General features: G+C 62.0%; 17 protein-coding genes. 12 read left to right on the top strand and 5 right to left on the bottom strand.

Features of this window, described 5'->3' with window-relative positions:
* Positions 1-453: 453 nt before the first annotated feature.
* Positions 454-2,790, top strand: a complete 2,337-nt coding sequence (locus tag BHK69_RS18890; RefSeq protein ID WP_069691444.1) for a heavy metal translocating P-type ATPase — start codon at positions 454-456, stop codon at positions 2,788-2,790.
* 333 nt (positions 2,791-3,123) lie between these two features.
* On the opposite strand, the gene BHK69_RS33200 is transcribed toward BHK69_RS18890, so the two are convergent.
* Positions 3,124-3,381 (bottom strand): GDCCVxC domain-containing (seleno)protein, encoded by a 258-nt coding sequence (locus BHK69_RS33200; protein WP_148663689.1) that lies wholly within the window; start codon positions 3,379-3,381, stop codon positions 3,124-3,126.
* A gap of 351 nt (positions 3,382-3,732) precedes the next feature.
* Here BHK69_RS33200 and BHK69_RS18885 point away from each other — a divergent pair, with 351 nt between their 5' ends.
* The 6 genes from BHK69_RS18885 (at position 3,733) to BHK69_RS18865 (ending at position 10,074) form a co-directional block, all read left to right on the top strand.
* Positions 3,733-4,071, top strand: a complete 339-nt coding sequence (locus tag BHK69_RS18885) for a hypothetical protein (protein WP_069691443.1) — start codon at positions 3,733-3,735, stop codon at positions 4,069-4,071.
* Between the two features lie 123 nt (positions 4,072-4,194).
* Entirely contained in the window at positions 4,195-4,599 is a 405-nt protein-coding gene (locus tag BHK69_RS18880) for a FixH family protein (protein ID WP_069691442.1), read from the top strand.
* Positions 4,600-4,717: 118 nt separating this feature from the next.
* Positions 4,718-6,148, top strand: coding sequence for an efflux RND transporter periplasmic adaptor subunit (locus tag BHK69_RS18875; protein WP_083269541.1), 1,431 nt, complete (start codon positions 4,718-4,720; stop codon positions 6,146-6,148).
* Positions 6,145-9,324: an efflux RND transporter permease subunit gene (locus BHK69_RS18870; protein WP_069691440.1), complete on the top strand. Its 3,180-nt coding sequence runs from the start codon at positions 6,145-6,147 to the stop codon at positions 9,322-9,324. The genes BHK69_RS18875 and BHK69_RS18870 overlap by 4 nt, the downstream gene beginning before the upstream one ends.
* 114 nt (positions 9,325-9,438) lie before the next feature.
* The gene (locus BHK69_RS32210; protein WP_148663498.1) at positions 9,439-9,771 is read left to right on the top strand and encodes a hypothetical protein; all 333 of its coding nucleotides are present in this window, start codon (positions 9,439-9,441) and stop codon (positions 9,769-9,771) included.
* Positions 9,772-9,849: 78 nt separating this feature from the next.
* Positions 9,850-10,074 (top strand): hypothetical protein, encoded by a 225-nt coding sequence (locus BHK69_RS18865; protein WP_148663497.1) that lies wholly within the window; start codon positions 9,850-9,852, stop codon positions 10,072-10,074.
* Between the two features lie 136 nt (positions 10,075-10,210).
* Here BHK69_RS18865 and BHK69_RS18860 read toward each other — a convergent pair whose 3' ends face one another.
* From BHK69_RS18860 to BHK69_RS18845, 4 genes are all read right to left on the bottom strand, one after another.
* Positions 10,211-10,411 carry a hypothetical protein gene (locus BHK69_RS18860; protein ID WP_069691438.1) on the bottom strand — a complete coding sequence of 67 codons (201 nt, stop codon included), beginning with the start codon at positions 10,409-10,411 and terminating at the stop codon, positions 10,211-10,213.
* 403 nt (positions 10,412-10,814) lie between these two features.
* Positions 10,815-11,078, bottom strand: coding sequence for an HVO_A0114 family putative DNA-binding protein (locus BHK69_RS33630; RefSeq protein ID WP_069691437.1), 264 nt, complete (start codon positions 11,076-11,078; stop codon positions 10,815-10,817).
* Positions 11,079-11,163: 85 nt separating this feature from the next.
* Complete coding sequence (locus tag BHK69_RS18850; RefSeq protein ID WP_244548244.1) at positions 11,164-11,478, bottom strand: DUF5615 family PIN-like protein; 315 nt, start codon at positions 11,476-11,478, stop codon at positions 11,164-11,166.
* Positions 11,475-11,687, bottom strand: a complete 213-nt coding sequence (locus tag BHK69_RS18845) for a DUF433 domain-containing protein (protein WP_069691436.1) — start codon at positions 11,685-11,687, stop codon at positions 11,475-11,477. Before BHK69_RS18845 ends, BHK69_RS18850 begins: the two co-directional genes overlap by 4 nt.
* 857 nt (positions 11,688-12,544) lie before the next feature.
* On the opposite strand from BHK69_RS18845, the gene BHK69_RS32205 reads away from it, so the two are divergent.
* The 5 genes from BHK69_RS32205 to BHK69_RS18815 all read left to right on the top strand — a co-directional run bounded on the left by BHK69_RS32205 (position 12,545) and on the right by BHK69_RS18815 (position 17,211).
* Positions 12,545-12,838, top strand: a complete 294-nt coding sequence (locus BHK69_RS32205) for a hypothetical protein (RefSeq protein WP_158516242.1) — start codon at positions 12,545-12,547, stop codon at positions 12,836-12,838.
* A gap of 658 nt (positions 12,839-13,496) precedes the next feature.
* Entirely contained in the window at positions 13,497-15,638 is a 2,142-nt protein-coding gene (locus BHK69_RS18830) for an AAA family ATPase (RefSeq protein ID WP_083269539.1), read from the top strand.
* Entirely contained in the window at positions 15,638-15,850 is a 213-nt protein-coding gene (locus BHK69_RS18825) for a hypothetical protein (protein ID WP_069691432.1), read from the top strand. The genes BHK69_RS18830 and BHK69_RS18825 overlap by 1 nt, the downstream gene beginning before the upstream one ends.
* Positions 15,851-15,941: 91 nt before the next feature.
* Complete coding sequence (locus tag BHK69_RS18820; RefSeq protein WP_069691431.1) at positions 15,942-16,727, top strand: metallophosphoesterase; 786 nt, start codon at positions 15,942-15,944, stop codon at positions 16,725-16,727.
* Positions 16,728-16,884: 157 nt separating this feature from the next.
* On the top strand, positions 16,885-17,211 hold the full coding sequence (locus tag BHK69_RS18815) for a DUF6634 family protein (RefSeq protein WP_069691430.1): 327 nt from the start codon (positions 16,885-16,887) through the stop codon (positions 17,209-17,211).
* The last annotated feature ends 554 nt before the right edge of the window (positions 17,212-17,765 follow it).

Genomic DNA, 17,765 nt, shown 5'->3' with positions numbered 1-17,765 from the left:
CGGAGTTATCACCACACTGACCATCGTCTTCGCGCACGTTCTGGTCGCCGGCAAACCGCTTCTTGCCGACTGCCGCGATGACCGTGATTGTGGGCCATACCTATGCCGGCTTCAGCGGACAGCTCAACACCGTCGTCCGAACGTCTTGCCTATTCCGAATGGATGCCTGTCCTTGACTTGTTCGGATTTCGACTGGGCTTCTGCTGCAATGGATCGTCGTGTCTGCGTTGGCCATGTGGCTGGCGATGCGCGTCGAAATGAGCGGGGATTCCGCATCGCAGAACCCAAATGACGCGCGGCCGCCGACCGAAGCATAGTCAGACCATCGTCGGATCGCGTCTGACCTTTCGGCTCATCAGCCGGACAACCGACTAGAGGCTCGCCATGAATGACGACCACGTCGCTTCCCCGGAACCGAAAACGGTGTCCTCATCGGGGCATACGCCAAGCGCTATGCCGAAAAGCCACGGCCGAGGCCTCGCAAGCCCAAATCTATCGCCCGACGTGAAGGACCCGGTCTGTGGCATGTCCGTCGATCCCACGACGACGCCTCATCATGCGGAGTTCGAGGGCAAGCCTTATCACTTCTGCTCTTCAGGATGTCAGACGAAATTCGTCGCGGAACCTCTAAAATACCTTTCGACAGCACAGCCAAGGGCGACCGAGCCAGCCTCGGAAGGCGAGATCTATACGTGCCCGATGCATCCCCAAATTCGGCAGGTCGGTCCAGGCGCATGCCCCATCTGCGGCATGGCGCTGGAGCCGGTCGTCGTCAGCGCCGAGGCTAAGCCCAACGCCGAGCTCATCGACATGACGCGCCGGTTCTGGATCGGGCTGGTTCTGACGGCGCCAGTATTCGCAATCGAGATGGGAGGGCACCTGACCGGGCTCGATCACCTGATCCCCCGCAACCTGTCCAACTGGATCCAGCTCGCTCTGGCGACGCCCGTCGTGCTCTGGGCGGGTTGGCCGTTCTTCGAGCGCGGCTGGCAGTCGCTCCTGACCCGCAACCTCAACATGTTCACGTTGATTGCTATGGGAACGGGAGTAGCCTGGATCTACAGCGTCGTCGCCACGCTCGCCCCGGCGATCTTCCCACCAGCGTTCAGAAGCATGGACGGCTCGGTCGCGGTCTATTTCGAAGCCGCTGCCGTGATCACCGTGCTCGTCCTGCTCGGACAGGTCCTGGAACTGCGTGCCCGCGAGAGCACCAGCGGAGCCATCCGGGCTCTGCTCGACCTTGCCCCAAAGACAGCTCGCCGCATCCTCGACGATGGCGGTGAGGAGGAGGTCACGCTCGATGCCGTCGCGGTCGGGTATCGACTGCGCGTCCGGCCCGGCGAGAAAGTCCCGGTCGATGGCGACGTCGTGGAAGGGCGAAGCTCCATCGATGAATCGATGGTCACCGGTGAGTCGATGCCGACCACGAAAACCGTCGGCGATCGGGTCATCGGCGGCACGATGAACCAGTCGGGCAGCCTGGTTATCGAGGCGAAGCGCGTCGGTCATGACAGCATGCTGGCGCAGATCGTTCAGCTCGTCGCCAAGGCGCAGCGCAGCCGCGCCCCGATCCAGCGCCTCGCCGATCAGGTCGCGGGCTATTTCGTCCCCGTTGTGATCGCAATGGCGCTCCTCGCGTTCGGCGCCTGGGCGATCTGGGGGCCGGATCCGCGACTGGCGTTCGGCCTTGTGGCGGCTGTCTCCGTGCTGATCATCGCCTGCCCGTGCGCGCTGGGTCTGGCGACGCCGATGTCGATCATGGTCGGCGTGGGACGCGGCGCCGAAGTCGGCGTTCTGATCAAAAACGCCGAAGCGCTGGAACGCATGGAGAAGGTCGACACGCTTGTCGTCGACAAGACCGGCACGCTCACCGAGGGCAAGCCGGCTGTCACCGCAATCGTTGCCGCCGAGGGCTTCGACGAAACGGAGATCCTCAGGCTCGCGGCCAGTGTCGAGAAGGCCAGCGAGCACCCGCTGGCTGTCGCCATCGTGGCGGCTGCCGTCACCCGAAACATCGAGACGTCGGGTGTCGCCGAGTTCGACTCACCGACTGGCAAGGGCGCGCTTGGGACGGTCGACGGCCGCAAAGTGGTACTCGGCAACGCCGCATTCATGGCCGAGTACAGTGTCGACGTCGGCCCTCTCACGAAGACTGCCGACGACCTACGGCGCGAGGGCGCGACCGCGATCTTCATCGGCATCGACGGGCGCGCCGCAGGCACGATCGCCATCGCCGACCCGGTCAAGGACTCGACGCCGTCAGCCCTGGCCGCGCTGAAGGAAGAAGGCATCCGGGTCGTCATGCTGACCGGCGACAACAGGACGACGGCGGAAGCCGTGGCGCGTCGGCTCGGTATCACCGAGATCGAAGCCGACGTCCTGCCGGAGCAGAAGAGCGTCGTCGTCGAGAAGCTCAAGCGCGAGGGGCGGGTCGTCGCCATGGCCGGCGATGGCGTCAACGACGCGCCGGCGCTGGCGGCGGCCGACGTCGGGATCGCCATGGGCTCGGGTACCGACGTCGCCATCGAGAGCGCGGGTTTGACGCTGCTGAAGGGCGACCTGAACGGGATTGTGCGGGCCAGGCGCCTGTCGCAGGCGACGATGAGCAATATCCGCCAGAACCTGTTCTTCGCTTTCGTCTACAACGCCGCCGGCATTCCGATCGCAGCCGGGGTGCTCTATCCGGTCTTCGGTATCCTGCTGTCGCCGATCATCGCCGCCGCTGCCATGGCACTATCGTCTGTCAGCGTTATCTCAAACGCGATTAGGCTTCGGACCGTTCGCCTCTAGACGGCTGTCGCCTCAATCCATTGATAGCTTGTTACATGGGCGCGATGCTTCCCGACGTGGTTTATCGCTATAGCGGCGATGAAGCCACATATTCGGCAATGAGTCCGGATCGGCGCCTCTCATGCGCGCGCTGGCCATGATCAGTTAGCGCATAGGCGGCAACGGCCGCAGCAATGATCTTCGCCAGCATAGGGGTCCGCGGATCACGTGCGGCGATCCAAAGCGCGATGACGTCACGCTTGATCCTGCGTGCCCAGCCTTTCGCGCTCTCAATCCACGTCATTGCCACCATTTGACACGCCAGAGCTGGTGAGGGGGCACAGCAGTAGGGAATCAAGGTCCGGAATCGGCAGGGGCAAGACCTCCAACGCCACAGCAAACCGCCCCCATTTCGGAGCCATCAGCGGCTGCTTGAATTGGCGGGCAGGGATTCGTGCCATAGGAACAAAACACGCAGCAGTCGCCTTCCAATGGCCTCAGCAGCACGCCGCACCCCTTGCACTCGTAGAAGAACTGGCAGGCGTCGGTTGGCATCGACTCGGTCACCTGGTGGGCGCAGTGAGGACAGGTCAGCCTCGATTCAAGTTGCATGAGCATCACCGCGCCAGCTTCTGGAGGGGAGGCTCAGCATATGGCTGCTGATCCTGAAAGATCCACTGCATAGCTCGTGCGCAGAGGTGAAGGACATAACGATCCGGCACCTGATACAGCTGCGCCGCAAGATAGCCGACCCGACGAGGTTGGAGAACATCCTCTCCGCCTTGATGGCCCGGCGCACCAGCGAGCCGCTCGCACCGTGTCCTGTGCTCGACATGCGCGAACGTGAGCGCATTTCCGATATTCAGTCGGCCTACGTCAGCGGCCGCCCGATCCTGCTCACATTCATGTCAAACGGGCGGCGTTTCTCTTGTCCCCGACGATATAATCAGCCATCACTCCAAAATGATCGTCCATGTGGCCCTGCGGATCGCTATGCGCGCCGCTATCATCGTGGGACTGATCGTTTCCGGCTGGACCCCGGCAGCGATGGCGATGCCGCGCGTGTCGGACTGCGCCATGATGATGCAGTCCGGTTCGACTGCGGACAATAGCAGCGCCCCAGATATGCGAGCGCCCTGCCCGTTCGCCGCCTACTGCGCGGTCGCCAGCGTCTTCGTCGCTCCTGCCGCGGTGTCCACGGAGTTCGTCGTCTACGAGACCCCGCAGGTTCATATCGGGTTCGATGATCTCGGTCGGCCAGAGTTCCAGCCGAGCCCGCCAGCACGACCTCCCCGCTCCTGATTCCATGACCGGCTGACACGGTGCGGACGCCCGGCTTGCTCCGGGCGCTGCGCCGCTATCGGCCCGTATCGCAATCCGCCTGCCACTCGCATGGCGCGGAATCATCGAATCTGGAGACATATCATGCTGTTCAACACGTTTTCGCGTGCCCGCAGGGCCGCGCTGTTGGCGCTCGCCCTGAGTCTGGGAAGCACAGTCGCTCACGCAGACATCAAGGACTACGAATTTCAGCTCGTCGCGAAGGAAATGAAGAAGGGCGACGGGATCGTCGCCGTGCGCTTGCTCCGCAAGTCTGATGGCAAGCCCGTGCCCGAGGCGATCATCTTCGCGACGCGGCTCGACATGCAGCCCGACGGCATGGAGGCGATGAAGACCTCGATCGAGCCGATGCCGAGCACCGAGCCGGGCGTCTATCGCTTCAAGGTCAATCTCACGATGGAAGGCGGCTGGCGCCTGTCGCTAGGCGCCAAGATCCAGGGCGAGGCCGATACGCTCGAAAGCCGCCTGATCCTCAAGGCGCTGCCATGAACTACGCGAGCTGGATTATCCGGCTCGTGATGCCTGGAGCAGCCACGGTCCTGCCGTGGCTGCCTCCGGCTGCAGCCGCCGAGCACACCCATTTCGAGCCGATCGCTGGAGAAGCGCCATGAGAAAGCTGTTCGCGCTCATCGCGATCGTTCTTGCCATCGCCGCCGCCGGAATCGCCGGCATCATGGCCGGCCGTTCTGACATGCCGCTGCCAGGCTGGCTGCCAGGCGCCAAGGTCCCGATTGCAAGGGCCGGTGCCGAACCGACGGGAACCGGGCCGGTCATCTACTATCGCCATCCCGACGGGCTTGCAGCTTTCTCCGCCGTTCCCACCAAGACCGGAGCCGGCAAGGCTTACCTGCCGGTGCGCGCAAGCCAGGACGTCCAGTTCGAAAAACCACCCGCAAGCGCCGACCAGCCGGCGACGACGGATGCCAAGCGTATCAAATTCTACCGCAATCCGATGGGACTGCCCGACACCTCGCCGACGCCGAAGAAGGATTCGATGGGGATGGATTATCTCCCCGTCTACGATGGCGAGGAGGAAGACGGCAGCACCGTCAAGGTCAGCGCCGGCAAGCTGCAGAAGGCCGGGGTGCGTTCCGAGCTGGTCGCGCTGGCCCCGCTCGGCATGCCGGTGCGAGCGCTGGGCACGATCCAACTCGACGAGCGCCGTGTCTCGGTCGTCGCCCTGCGTTTCGAGGGCTTTGTCGAAGCGGTCGAGAACGTCACCACGGGCTCGACCGTGCGCAAGGGCCAACCGCTGATGCGGGTCTACGGCCCAGCATTGTCGAGCGCAGCCGCCGAATACGTCTCGGTTCTCAACGGGCGCGCCGACGGACCGATCCCGGCGCAGGGACTGAAGGGGGCACGACGGCGGCTGGAGAACCTCGCCGTTCCCGATGCTGCCCTCAGCGCGATTGAGCGGATGCGCGAGGTGCCTGTGGCTATCGCATGGCCCGCGCCGCAGGACGGCGTCATCCTGGAGCGAACAGCCGTGAACGGCATGCGGGCGGCACCAGGCGACGTTCTGTTCCGGATCGCCGACACCTTGCTGATCTGGGCGCAGATAGATCTGGCCGAGCGCGACCTCGATATGGTCGCGGTTGGCCAGGAGGTGACGGTTGCCCCGCGCGGCATGCGCGGCAAGAGCTTCGTCGGCAAGATCGCGCTCGTCTACCCGCAGATCAACAAGGAGACCCGCACCGGCCGCATTCGCGTCGAACTCGACAACCCGGAGGGTGTGCTGAAGCCAGACATGTATGTCGAGGCGCAGATCGCAACGGGCACCAACAAGCCGGTTCTTTCTGTTGCGGACAGCGCCGTCATCGACAGCGGCCAGCGCCAGATCGTCCTGATCGATAAGGGCGAGGGCCGTTTCGAGCCACGCCAGGTCAAACTCGGGCGCCACGGCGCCGGCCGTGTCGAAATCATGGAGGGCCTTGCCGCCGACGACAGGGTCGTGGTCTCCGCCAACTTCCTGATCGATGCCGAAAGCAATCTGAAGGCTGCGCTCCAGGGCCTCGATAGCGGGGAGAAGCAGCCATGATTGCCAAGCTTATCGCGTGGTCGTCACGCAACCTGATGCTGGTCTTCATCGGCACGGTCTTCGCCATCGCTTCGGGCGGTTACGCCCTGAAGACGCTGCCGCTCGACGCCATCCCCGATCTCTCGGACACGCAGGTCATTGTCTACACCGAATACAAGGGCCAGGCGCCGCAGGTGATCGAGGACCAGGTCACCTACCCGCTAACAACGGCCATGCTGACGGTGCCGAAATCGAAGGTGGTGCGTGGCTTCTCGTTCTTCGGCGTCTCCTTCGTCTACATCATCTTCGAGGACGGCACCGACATCTACTGGGCCCGCTCGCGCGTGCTCGAATTCCTCAACGCCGCCGCTCGCAAGCTCCCTGCCGGCGTAACGCCGACGCTGGGCCCCGACGCAACCGGGGTCGGCTGGGTCTATCAGTATGCGCTGCAGGCCAAGGACAGGTCGCTTGCGGATCTGCGCTCGCTGCAGGACTGGAACATCCGCTTCGGCATCGCCAAGGCTGAGGGCGTCGCCGAGGTCGCCAGCGTTGGCGGCTTCGTCAAGCAGTACAATATCGTGGTCGATCCCATTCGGCTGCGCTCGCTCGACATCCCGTTGTCGAAGGTCCGCGATGCCATTCGCGGCAGCAATGCGGATGTGGGTGGCCGCACGGTCGAGCTCTCCGAGTTCGAGTTCATCATTCGTGGCCGTGGCTACCTGAAAAGCGTCGCCGATCTCTCCAACGTCGTCCTCAAGGTCAACAACGGCACGCCGGTCTTGCTCCGGGACGTGGCGCGTGTCGAACTCGGTCCCGACGAGCGCCGCGGCATCACCGAGCTCAACGGCGAGGGCGAGGTCGCCAGCGGCATCGCCTTGCAGCGTTTTGGCCAGAACGCGCTCAGCGTGATCGAGAACGTCAAGGCGCGGCTCGCCGACATGGCCGCCAGCCTACCCAAGGACCTTGAGATCATCCCGGTCTATGACCGCTCGAACCTGATCCATGACGCGATCAAGACGCTGACATCGACGCTGATCGAGGAAAGCCTCATCGTCGCGCTGGTCTGCTTCGTTTTCCTGCTGCATGTCCGCAGCGCGCTCGTGGCAATCCTGATGCTGCCGGTCGGCATCCTGATGGCCTTCGGCATGATGAAGCTGCTTGGCCTCGGCTCCAATATCATGAGCCTGGGCGGCATCGCGATCGCGATCGGCGCGATGATCGACGCTGCCATCGTGATGATCGAGAACGCCCACAAGCACCTCGAACGTGCCCCGCCCGGCAAGCCCCGGATCGATGTGCTGATCGAGGCGGCAAGCGAGGTCGGTCCGGCGCTGTTCTTCAGCCTGCTGATCATCACCGTGTCCTTCCTACCGATCTTCACCATGGAGGCGCAGGAAGGGCGGCTGTTCAGCCCCCTCGCCTTCACCAAGACCTTCGCCATGGCGGCGGCCGCTATCCTCTCGGTGACGCTGGTGCCGGCACTGATGGTTCTGTTCGTGCGCGGCAAGATCGTTCCCGAGCACCGGAATCCGGTGAACCGCGTGTTGATCTGGCTCTACCGGCCGCTGATCGGGCTCGTGCTCAGGGCCAAGACTGTGACGATCCTGCTGGCCTTCGCGACGCTCGCTGGGTCGATCTGGCCCGCGCGCCAGCTCGGCAGCGAGTTCATGCCGAACCTCGATGAGGGCACACTGATGTACATGCCGACGACCTTGCCGGGGCTGTCGGTGACCAAGGCAGCAGAACTCCTCCAGATCCAGAACCGGATCATCAAGACCTTTCCGGAGGTGATCTCGGTCTATGGTAAGGCCGGCCGCGCCGAGACGGCGACCGACCCGGCTCCGACCGAGATGTTCGAGACCGTGATCAACCTCAAGCCCAAGGCCGAATGGCGGGCGGGGCTCACGGTCGACGGCCTGATCGCGGAACTCGACAAGGCGCTGCAATTCCCAGGCGTCTCGAATGCCTGGACCATGCCGATCAAGGCGCGCACCGACATGCTGGCGACTGGCATCCGCACCCCGATCGGCATCAAAGTGCTGGGCACCGACCTGGTCGAGATGGAGAAACTCGCCCGCCAGATCGAGACCGTGGTCAAGGCTGTGCCGGGCACGGCGAGTGCCTATGCCGAGCGCGTCATCGGCGGCTACTATCTCGACATCTCGCCTGATCGCGATGCGCTCGCCCGATACGGCCTGATGGTCAGCGACGTCCAGGACACGATCTCGACCGCGCTCGGCGGCGAGACCGTGACGACGACGGTCGAGGGCCGCGAGCGCTACGGCGTCAACATCCGCTATCCCCGCGACTATCGCAGCGATCCCCAGGCGATCGCGCGTGAAGTTCTGGTCGGCCTGCCTGGCGGCGGCACGGTGCCGCTCGGCGAGGTCGCCTCGATCAAGCTGGCGCGCGGGCCGACCACGATCCGCACCGAGAACGGCCAGCTAGCGATCTACATCTTCGTCGACATCCGCGACCGGGATCTCGGCGGCTATGTCGCCGACGCCAAGGCGGCGGTCGCAGCCAGCATCCAGTTCCCGCCCGGCTCCTATGTGACCTGGAGCGGTCAATTCGAATATCTCGAACGCGCCAAGGCCAAGCTCGCGGTTGTGGTGCCGGTGACGCTGCTGATCATCTTCCTGCTGCTCTACCTAAACTTCCGGCGCCTGACCGAGACGCTGATCGTGATGCTGTCGCTGCCCTTCGCGCTCGTCGGCGGCCTCTGGCTGATGTGGTGGCTCGGCTTCAACCTCTCCGTCGCGGTGGTGGTCGGGTTCATCGCGCTTGCCGGCGTCGCGGCCGAGACCGGCGTGATCATGCTGATCTATCTCGACCATGCCCTGGTGGAGGTGAAGGCAAGGCAGGCGCGCGAAGGCCTCCCGTTCACCCGTGCCAACCTGCAGGAAGCCATCATGCTCGGTGCAGTCGAGCGCGTCCGCCCCAAGATGATGACGGTCGTCGCCATCATGGGGGGCCTAATCCCGATCCTGTGGAGTACGGGCGCCGGTTCCGAGGTGATGCAGCGCATCGCGGTTCCGATGATCGGCGGAATGGTCTCCTCGACCATCCTGACGCTGGTGGTGATCCCGGCGATCTATGCCCTGATCAAGGGGTATGGGTTGTCTGATGCGGCAGCGGAGCCAATCAACAGCAGCGAAGCTGAGATGTGGGAGCCCAGCAGAACAGGGATTACCTAAGTCTTCGGTACATCACTGTACGAGGCGGGCTGCCGTACGAGCGGCAGCCCGAGCGTCGCGACGAACCACGCAGCCAGCATCACGCCGGAACCGATCAAATAGGTGTAATGGAAGATGGCCGGCGATGGCATTGCTCTCGGTTCCGGCCGCCAGGTTGTCGGCCGCGTTCCTGCTGGCAGTAGCGGCGGGCAGACCACCACGGGCCGGGGCATCTGGCTTTCACTGGAGGCTCCGCTGCCCGAGGGGGCCGACGCAGTGGTCAACCGTGTTTGGCATGAGCATGCTGATCTCTGCCTGCTTTTTCGAACGACATGGCGACGCTCGCGATCTACCCGCTCGCAGCCATCGTCAAACGCCGAGATTGGAGACGATGGCAAAACCCACTTCACGGTGAACTATCTCAATATCGGCATCTTGCCCCCGGGGGTGGACCCGACGAAGCGTTGAAAGTATCCACAAAAAAGGAGGCCATTCGGCCCCCTGATTTTTAAGCGCCGGGCGATCGACTCACCCGAAGAGGCAATGATGAAGTGGCTGACTAGACCGTGGAGCCGGGTTGAAGCCCTCCGCGTGATATTTTTCGGTCTAGGAGCCGCCGCCGTGGTCTTCGCGCTCGGTACGAGTCTCAGCGACCTGTTCTTTGATTTGTTCAGGCCGCTGCATGCCTTCTTTGCCGATGGATGGGCGGTTGCATTTGGGATCGCAGCGGCATTCCTCGGCGGGTATAAATTCGCGACCGCGCAAGGCTGATAGTGGAAGCCAGTGGCGAAACAGATCGGGTTGGTCCACTTCGTAGGGAAATAAGATCTTCATGGGTGCCTCGCTTTCTGAGGCACGCAGATATCCGCACGAAGGGTTGAGTTTGGAACTTCGCCGATCGCGGACTTCAGAGCGTCTTGCGGGCTTCTTCCTTCGACGTCGACTGGAAAGGCGTCGTCACCTCTGCGTCGGCAGCCTTCATCATCTTCCGATCGGCCATGGCCTTATCGTAACCATCGAAGGGACCGCAGGCGACCCACGCGCCCGGCTGCTGAGCCGAGGTTCCCGCGAGGCGATATCCAAAGAACCATTTTGTGGCGGTGCTCATATTGTCGTTCCTTCGGCGACAGGAGCGCGCTCCCATAAAAAAGGGGGCTCTCCGGCCCCCTTCCTTTTAGTAAATCTAAACACCCGATGGACTGTCAACAGAACCGCTTCCAAAATTGGAGTTCAGTGAAGCACACGCCCGCATAGCTCAGGAGGACGACCAGTCCACAGACGCCCGCGAACATCGCCGGCCCGGTATAATTCCGGACGCGATCTTCTCAATGACGAACAAGGCCGGCACCGCCACGAGGGCGAGAGCGAAGCCCCAAAACAGTAGCTTCCCGATCCCGGTGACCAGCACGCCGAGCCCGATGAAGAACATGGGCAGAAGGATCGGCAGGGCGCAGATGCCCGAGATGATCGGACAGCGGCCGTCATATTTCTTCCTCTATTTACGCGAAGCGTCAGCGCTCCTCGTCGAGCAGATCGATTACGATAAATCGCGCAGCGAGCTCTGGTCGTTTCGGCCGCGCCCCAACCATCCTGACAAGGCCTGCTTCTTCCAAAGCTGCAAGAGCTCGCGAGACATTAGGCTGGGCCCTGCTGGCCAACTTGCACAACGCACCCACGCTTGACGGCTTCTCGGAGTAAATCAGGTTGAGCAGCCGGCGATTCTCCGGGGTCAGTACGCGGAGTAGAGCCGTCTGCTCCGCTCCGGCGACAGTCATCAAGTCCCCGGCGGCTTGGGGATGTTCGGATCCGGCCAATCCCTCACCTCCACACTACCGTCGGAAAACACCTCGACCACCTTGTTCACGATTCCGGCAGCGGCTCGATCTTGTCGAGCGCCCGCCCGAACAACTCGACCTGTTTCTCTCTCCCGATGCTTCCGGGAATGATGATGACAAGACCGGGGTGAACGTCCTCTTTGGCGTAGAGCGCGAGAAAATCTCGCGCATTGTTGGTGACGAATGCGAACCCGCCGCTCTGAATGACCGGGATCAGGTCTGGGTCGAGCGTTCCCTGCAGACCGCGGTAAACCACATGTGTCGCGTAGTGGTGCCGTGTCTTAGCGAGAGCGACCAGGTCGAGGGACAGGCACTCGTCGATCAGAAAGGGATCGTTCACAGAGGCCGCCCGGCCTTCTCCCAGTCCAAGCAAACCTTGATCGCGTCATGAGGAAGCGAAGGGTACGAGCGGAAAATCTCAAAATCCTCTGCCCCGCCGCGAATTTCGGCCAGCACGGTATCAGCCGGCACGCGAGTTCCCTTAACGACGGGCGTTCCGCCAAGAATGTGCTCGTTGGACACCACCTTCGTGGCAGTGATCGTTTCCATGACAGCCTCCAAAAATCGACCTGCTATATATCATTTCAGGATATAATTTTCAATGCGGCCGAGTTGAGCGCCGCCCGCTGCCTGCGTGAGTTTGGAGTGACGGCGAAGATGGTAAGTTGGCAGGAATGACAGGGGGATAAATGCAATCGTCGTCGGGCAGATTGATCAGCGAGTTCAAGAAGCCGATTGCCTCGCGTGTGCCTGCATCAGGAGGCCGAGATGGCGAAGAAACTGGTGATGGATTTCGACGGGGAGCGGTGAGCTCACGCACGCAGTTTCAGCGCCCTGACGGCCAATGGCAGAAGCGCGACGAGACCTATGTTGCGTCTGTGAAGCCAGGCATCGGTTGTTGCTGCTCTGGAAACGGCGGTTCGAAACGGGCTGTCGTCAAAGCCTCCTTTCGATCGAGGGACAACGAACGTGCAGCTATTGCTTCGCCTTATGTTCGGGCTTGCCCTTGCGCTTGGTCGAGGCCATTTTTTTCGAGGCGGGCATCGAGAATTTGCAACGGGCAACGACTTGCCTGGCGCCCAGCCTGGAACGCCTTCTACGCATCCTAAAACTTCGACACCTCCTTCCCCAAGACGGCGCGCGGCGCGGAAAACTCCCGAAGCAGATCAACGTGTTGAAGCTGCTCGAATATTTCAACTGGTTGGGCAACAATCAATCCTTTCCTCCTAGCCCCAAGAGAACGGATTAAACCTACCGTCCTTGGTGCCCGTGGAAAGAATCGGCATACTCAGCATAGTGATCGTGCTGATGCAGCCAGTCGCGGCACAACCTGAGGGGCGCTCGCTCTGCCCAATCAATCTGTCATAACTGCCGACGCTTTTCGCGCAATCCGACGTCAGCTTGGCTTGACGGAGGTCGAACTCGCGCAGGCGTTCGGCATATCCAGACGGACGGTACAAAACTGGAGCGCGAAGGGCCCTCCAGCCTACATCGCAGAACTGCTGCAGCTTGCTCTGAGCAGCAAGGTGCGCGCGCCAACCAGAACAGTCAGCATCAACGACGTCGATGACGCCGCAGTTGAAGAAGCCGCAGCCGCGTTGTCTCCTGCCCTCAACAGCCTGATAAAATCGGCCTGCTCAGCCGGATGGTCGGACGGGATAGTTGCCGCCGCGATGAGGCGTTGGCTCGAAGAGCGTTGATCGCTCGTAGGGAATCCCTGCGCATTCACTCGGCCGCAGCTCGCAATCGCGTTAACCATAATAATAAGTAAATGCGTTACCTAAAATTTTATGATTGAAAGCGCACATTATGCGCTTATATAATGTAGCCACCCTGAGATTGGGGCTCGCATCGATGGCGAGCCGCCCTAGTCCGGTCGCTACATCGCTTTCGCCGACGAAGATTGGCGAAGCTATAATCTGCCGACGCAGCTCCCATCACGTTTTGCGCTGCCGTTTTTGCGCAATGAAGCTCACATCAAACGCGTAACGGAGGTTCGCATGCCAGCAGAACGCCGCATGAATCACGCACGTCGTGTATCCCCTTCTCCACCTCCCCGATCAAATCCGCGCTACCATCTACGCTGTTCTGGCCGAGATAAGGCTTCACTGAAAGAAGGGAACAGAACCAGGATAAGCAATAGCGAGTTTGTTGCTGAATTCATCGACGATGAATTCGACGAACTCGTAATTGACCCGGATCTTTTGCTGAAGCTAACGAACCAAGCCTGAGCCAAATATTGGCCAGAGCGCACATTCCGTCCGCGCGCCCTGCCAAGGCAGCATTTTTAACGGACGAATAGGCCCCACCGAAATCCTCCCATTTGTGAGCACAGGCCGAGTGCCTGCAGGAGATCTCATGCCTCGCAAGCCCAAACCTACTCCGACCTCCGGCTCGCTGGAAGGTTCCCGCGATCTATTGGCGCGAGCTTACCTCGACATCCTGGCGCGCGAGGAAGGCGCCATGATCAAACCCATGCTGCGTAGCACTCAGGGTGACGCGATCGAGCATCTCCTGGACGATCTCGATGGCGGACGCACAGATAATAGCCGGATCGTACTGCGTCCCGATCTTGCAGCCATTGCTGTCCTCGTCGCGAGAGCAATCGAGGCGGAGCCAGGGCTGGCCCGGCGGCTGCGCCGCGAGGCCCCGGTCGTAACTCTGGCAACGCACTCACCGGACACGGTTCAGATGGCCGAGGACATCGTCACCCGCTGTGCGCTGCCGACAAATGCGCGGGTCTTCGGACCCCAGAGCAACCTGCAATCGCCACATCGAGACGGAGCGGCCCTGCTTGTGGTCCGTGACGGGACGAGCAAGGACGACCGGCCCGAGAAAGGCAATCAAAGCGTCTCGTCCGGTCTTCATCTTCGCCTGCCGATCATCGGCATTGCGCCAGATCCGGCTCGGCATCTCCCGCAGGCGCTCCTTCGCACTGTCGAACACAAACTCACTTTGCCCGCATTCGATGAAAGTGCGCTGACGCTCGTCATCGAGGCCGTCGCGGGGACGACACCGACAACGCACATCGATCCCGACCTGGTTCGCCTTATCGAGTTGGACGATCTGCCGCTGGCGATCCGCTCCTATCGAACGGCGGATCAATGTATCGAAGCGCTCGACGAGATCGTGCGGAGGAAGGGTGAACACCTCGGAAGCGGCCCTTCGCTCGAAGAGCTTGAAGGGTACGGGAAGGCAAAGGACTGGGGCCTAGAACTGGCCAGGGACCTGGCCGACTTGAAGGCCGGGCGCCTCGTGTGGGAGGAAGTCGACCACAAAGGGCTCTTGCTCTCAGGACCGACTGGTGTCGGCAAGACCCAATTTGCGCGCGCACTCGCCAAATCGGCACGCGTCCCACTGGTCGCAACGTCCGTCGCACAGTGGAACGCCGCGAGCTATCTGTCGGGAACCCTTCAGGCGATCCGCAACGCCTTTGCTCAGGCACGGCGCCAAGCCCCATGCATCCTTTTTATCGACGAGATAGACGGAATCTCGGATCGAGCACAACTACGTGGCGAATACGTCGAGTACTGGAGCCAGATCGTCAATCTGCTCCTCGAATTGCTCGCCGGTGTCGATGAGCGATCCGGTGTCGTGGTGATCGCTGCGACGAACCATCCGGATCGGATCGACCCCGCAATCAAACGGGCCGGTCGCCTCGATCGGGAGATCGTCATCGAGAAGCCGGGTGTTCAAGCGCTGGCTCGGATCTTTCGATATCATCTCGGAGCCGAGCTGTTGGCCGACACCGATCTGACGCAGTTGGCCATCGCCAGCCAAGGTGCCACCGGCGCCGACATCGAGGCTATCGTCCGCCGGGCGAAGGGAGCGGCGCGCCGGGAAAGGCGTCCGCTGGCAATCTCGGACCTGCTTGGCGAGATCAGGAGTGGGCAGCCATCCATTCCGGCCGAGCACCGTTGGCGCATCGCCGTTCATGAAGTCGGGCATGCCGTCGTGGCCCGGGAGCTTCAGACTGGAGCTATCCTTGGCCTCTCGATTCACGATCTCGGCGGCACGCTGCATATCGAAAACAACATCGCTGGCACCGCGACGTTGGCGCGCCTCAAAGCGGAGATGGCAGTGCTGCTCGCTGGCCGAGCCGCCGAACGACTCGTGCTCGGAGAGGCCAGCATCGGCTCAGGCATGCTCCCAACGTCCGACCTCGGACGCGCCACCGGCCTCGCCTGCGCGATCGAGGCACGCTGCGGTATGGGCCAATTTGGTAGCGTCTACATCGAGATCGCGAATGATTTCGCCAACATCCCCGGGTTGCTGACCGCCGTTCGGAAGCAGCTCCACGAAGCCGAAGAGAGAGCAGCTGATATCCTGATCGATCGCATGGCAACGTTGCGAACGGTCGCGGCCGAACTCGAACGGCGTGGATATCTTTCGGGCGATGAAATCGAGCGGATCATTGCCGTCGATGATGCGCGAGCACAGGCAGCCGCGCATATGGAGACGGCCATCCCGGCGCGGCAGCGTTCCGGAAAGATGTCGTAATGCGCCTCGACCGCGAACCGCCCAACGACGAGCAAGCGGACGCCGAGACGGAAATTCAATGTTTCCTCCAAGCCGCCGATGAACTCGCAGCACTCTGGAAAATGGAGCGCGAGGTAATCGTCGGGGCACTTACGATCATCGTTCAGAAGCAAGCGGAGCTCGAACGACTGAAACGCCTGGTCACGGCGCCGGCGAGATCCCGAGCCCGCTAACCGCCGTCTCCAGCCTCCCGACTGCGCTAGCCAGCTCCCAAGAACGGGCAGCGGGACCATCACCTTTCCCACAACCGAGAGGAACACAACGATGCGCCTGTTGGTGCTTTCGGACATTCACCTGGAGTTCGGGCCGTTCGCTCTCCCTGAAGATTTGGGAGAGTTCGACGCCGCCGTGTTCGCTGGTGACATCGGGCGGCCGATCACAGCGGCAATCCGATGGATTGAGCAGCAGCTGCACGGTCCGCTCAAGGGCCGTCCAGCGATCTTCGTGCCCGGCAATCATGAGTTCTATCACGACGAAATCCATTCCGCCCTGCGGGCTGGTCGCACGCTCGCCGAGCAATGTGGAATCCATATGCTGGCGCCTGGCTGCCTCGCGGTTGGCGGTGTGCGCTTCATCGGAGCCACGTTGTGGACCGACTTCAATCTCTTTGGGAGGTCACGTGCCGCTCGCTTGGCGGCCCGTCATGGCATGAACGATCATCGGCTGATCCATATCGTCGATAACGGCAAGAGGAAGGCCTTCACGCCGGAACAAGCCGCCGCTACTCACCGCAGCGAATTGGCGTTCATCACGAAGCACCTCGGCGAGCACTTTGATGGCGCAACGGTCGTCGTCAGCCATCATGCTCCACACCCCGGATCGATCCAGCCGAAATTCCGTGGTGACCAGTTGGCTCCCGCGTTTTGCTCCGACCTGTCCGGCATCATCGAGCAGTTTCAGCCTGAATTGTGGATCCATGGGCACGACCACGGTTCGCACGACTACTGCGTCGGCCGGACACACATCCTCTCCAACCAAGCCGGCTATCCCAAGCGTGGCGGAGCCAGGGAAAATCCGAGCTTCAATCCCCGGCTCATCGTCGAGGTCTGAGTTCAGCCTGAGCCCGGACCCGGAGCGTCACTGGGCTCATCGTAAGGGGCCTTGCATTCTCCTCGCTTGGCCGGACGCCAACCTCCCATCGGATCTTGACGCTGCCCCTCGCCCCATTGCGCGAGCTCGGGCTCTCCTCAGAACAGGAGCGGGACGAATGTCCACACTTATCGAAAAGTTTCGGTCTGCTCAGATCGACCTGCGCCGTCTTGGCGATGGATGGCGCCCGAGCGAGGCAGATCTCGAAGACGCCGTCGGGCTTGAGGACTGGCTGCCGGGCGTCGATCCGCTAAACGACCTTCCGATCCTGATGGGCGAGTCCATCGGTCATCCCATTCTCGGTGACCAGTTCATAACGACCAGCCCGGTCTTGTGGCTAAGCGAAGATAGGAAGATCGCGCGCACATTGAGCCGCTGGTATCGCCTCGGGCGATGCGCATTGCCGGTCCCCGACGAGCATTCGCCGACAGAACCGAGCTTGTGACGGACAAGGAAATGTCGCCATAGCTTTCTGGCGACGCGTGGCTGCTTCAACGCGCTCGATTTGAAGTGGCTCTCATCATCGAAACCACATGGTTCGAGACGCCGACGACCTTGGTGGTGAGAGGCGATCCGCGCGCATGCGGAACCTTGGCGGCATTCCCAGGCTAGTCGAGCGCGGTAGCATGCGAATCGATCTGGAGCATCCTCAGAAAAATTCTCCCTTGCCTGAAAAAAGTTTGCGCCCGGATCGAGCAATACAGCGCGATCCTTGAACGCAGCCGGGCAGAGCCGCAAACTCGCGACGCGCTAAGCATCTGACGAGTCGGCCAGAATCCCGAATTGCCCCTAAACGATTCGAATGACTCAGCTTTCGCAACTGAGCCGACTCGTCACTTTCAAGGCCATCTGGAATCCTTGTCTCGGAAATTGGAGACCAGACCATGACCTAGAGAGCCCGAAGAGAGTGAAGCGCCCAGCTCTGGAAAGCCGGGCGCCTCGATATCGCCATCCCACACCATTGGTCAGGCAGGCCCAGCGTGCGTCCGACACTTGCAA

Source organism: Bosea vaviloviae, assembly GCF_001741865.1.
GTDB classification, from domain to species: Bacteria; Pseudomonadota; Alphaproteobacteria; order Rhizobiales; family Beijerinckiaceae; genus Allobosea; species Allobosea vaviloviae.
Note: the sequence above shows the minus strand (reverse complement) of the source record. Positions and strands in the feature narration are given on the sequence as shown.

Bases quoted from the DNA above. Each gene is read 5' to 3' on its own strand.
- BHK69_RS18890 (WP_069691444.1), top strand. From the start codon at position 454: ATGCCGAAAAGCCACGGCCGAGGCCTCGCAAGCCCAAATCTATCGCCC.
- BHK69_RS33200 (WP_148663689.1), bottom strand. From the start codon at position 3,381: ATGCAACTTGAATCGAGGCTGACCTGTCCTCACTGCGCCCACCAGGTG.
- BHK69_RS18885 (WP_069691443.1), top strand. From the start codon at position 3,733: ATGATCGTCCATGTGGCCCTGCGGATCGCTATGCGCGCCGCTATCATC.
- BHK69_RS18880 (WP_069691442.1), top strand. From the start codon at position 4,195: ATGCTGTTCAACACGTTTTCGCGTGCCCGCAGGGCCGCGCTGTTGGCG.
- BHK69_RS18875 (WP_083269541.1), top strand. From the start codon at position 4,718: ATGAGAAAGCTGTTCGCGCTCATCGCGATCGTTCTTGCCATCGCCGCC.
- BHK69_RS18870 (WP_069691440.1), top strand. From the start codon at position 6,145: ATGATTGCCAAGCTTATCGCGTGGTCGTCACGCAACCTGATGCTGGTC.
- BHK69_RS32210 (WP_148663498.1), top strand. From the start codon at position 9,439: ATGGCCGGCGATGGCATTGCTCTCGGTTCCGGCCGCCAGGTTGTCGGC.
- BHK69_RS18865 (WP_148663497.1), top strand. From the start codon at position 9,850: ATGAAGTGGCTGACTAGACCGTGGAGCCGGGTTGAAGCCCTCCGCGTG.
- BHK69_RS18860 (WP_069691438.1), bottom strand. From the start codon at position 10,411: ATGAGCACCGCCACAAAATGGTTCTTTGGATATCGCCTCGCGGGAACC.
- BHK69_RS33630 (WP_069691437.1), bottom strand. From the start codon at position 11,078: ATGACTGTCGCCGGAGCGGAGCAGACGGCTCTACTCCGCGTACTGACC.
- BHK69_RS18845 (WP_069691436.1), bottom strand. From the start codon at position 11,687: ATGGAAACGATCACTGCCACGAAGGTGGTGTCCAACGAGCACATTCTT.
- BHK69_RS18830 (WP_083269539.1), top strand. From the start codon at position 13,497: ATGCCTCGCAAGCCCAAACCTACTCCGACCTCCGGCTCGCTGGAAGGT.
- BHK69_RS18825 (WP_069691432.1), top strand. From the start codon at position 15,638: ATGCGCCTCGACCGCGAACCGCCCAACGACGAGCAAGCGGACGCCGAG.
- BHK69_RS18820 (WP_069691431.1), top strand. From the start codon at position 15,942: ATGCGCCTGTTGGTGCTTTCGGACATTCACCTGGAGTTCGGGCCGTTC.
- BHK69_RS18815 (WP_069691430.1), top strand. From the start codon at position 16,885: ATGTCCACACTTATCGAAAAGTTTCGGTCTGCTCAGATCGACCTGCGC.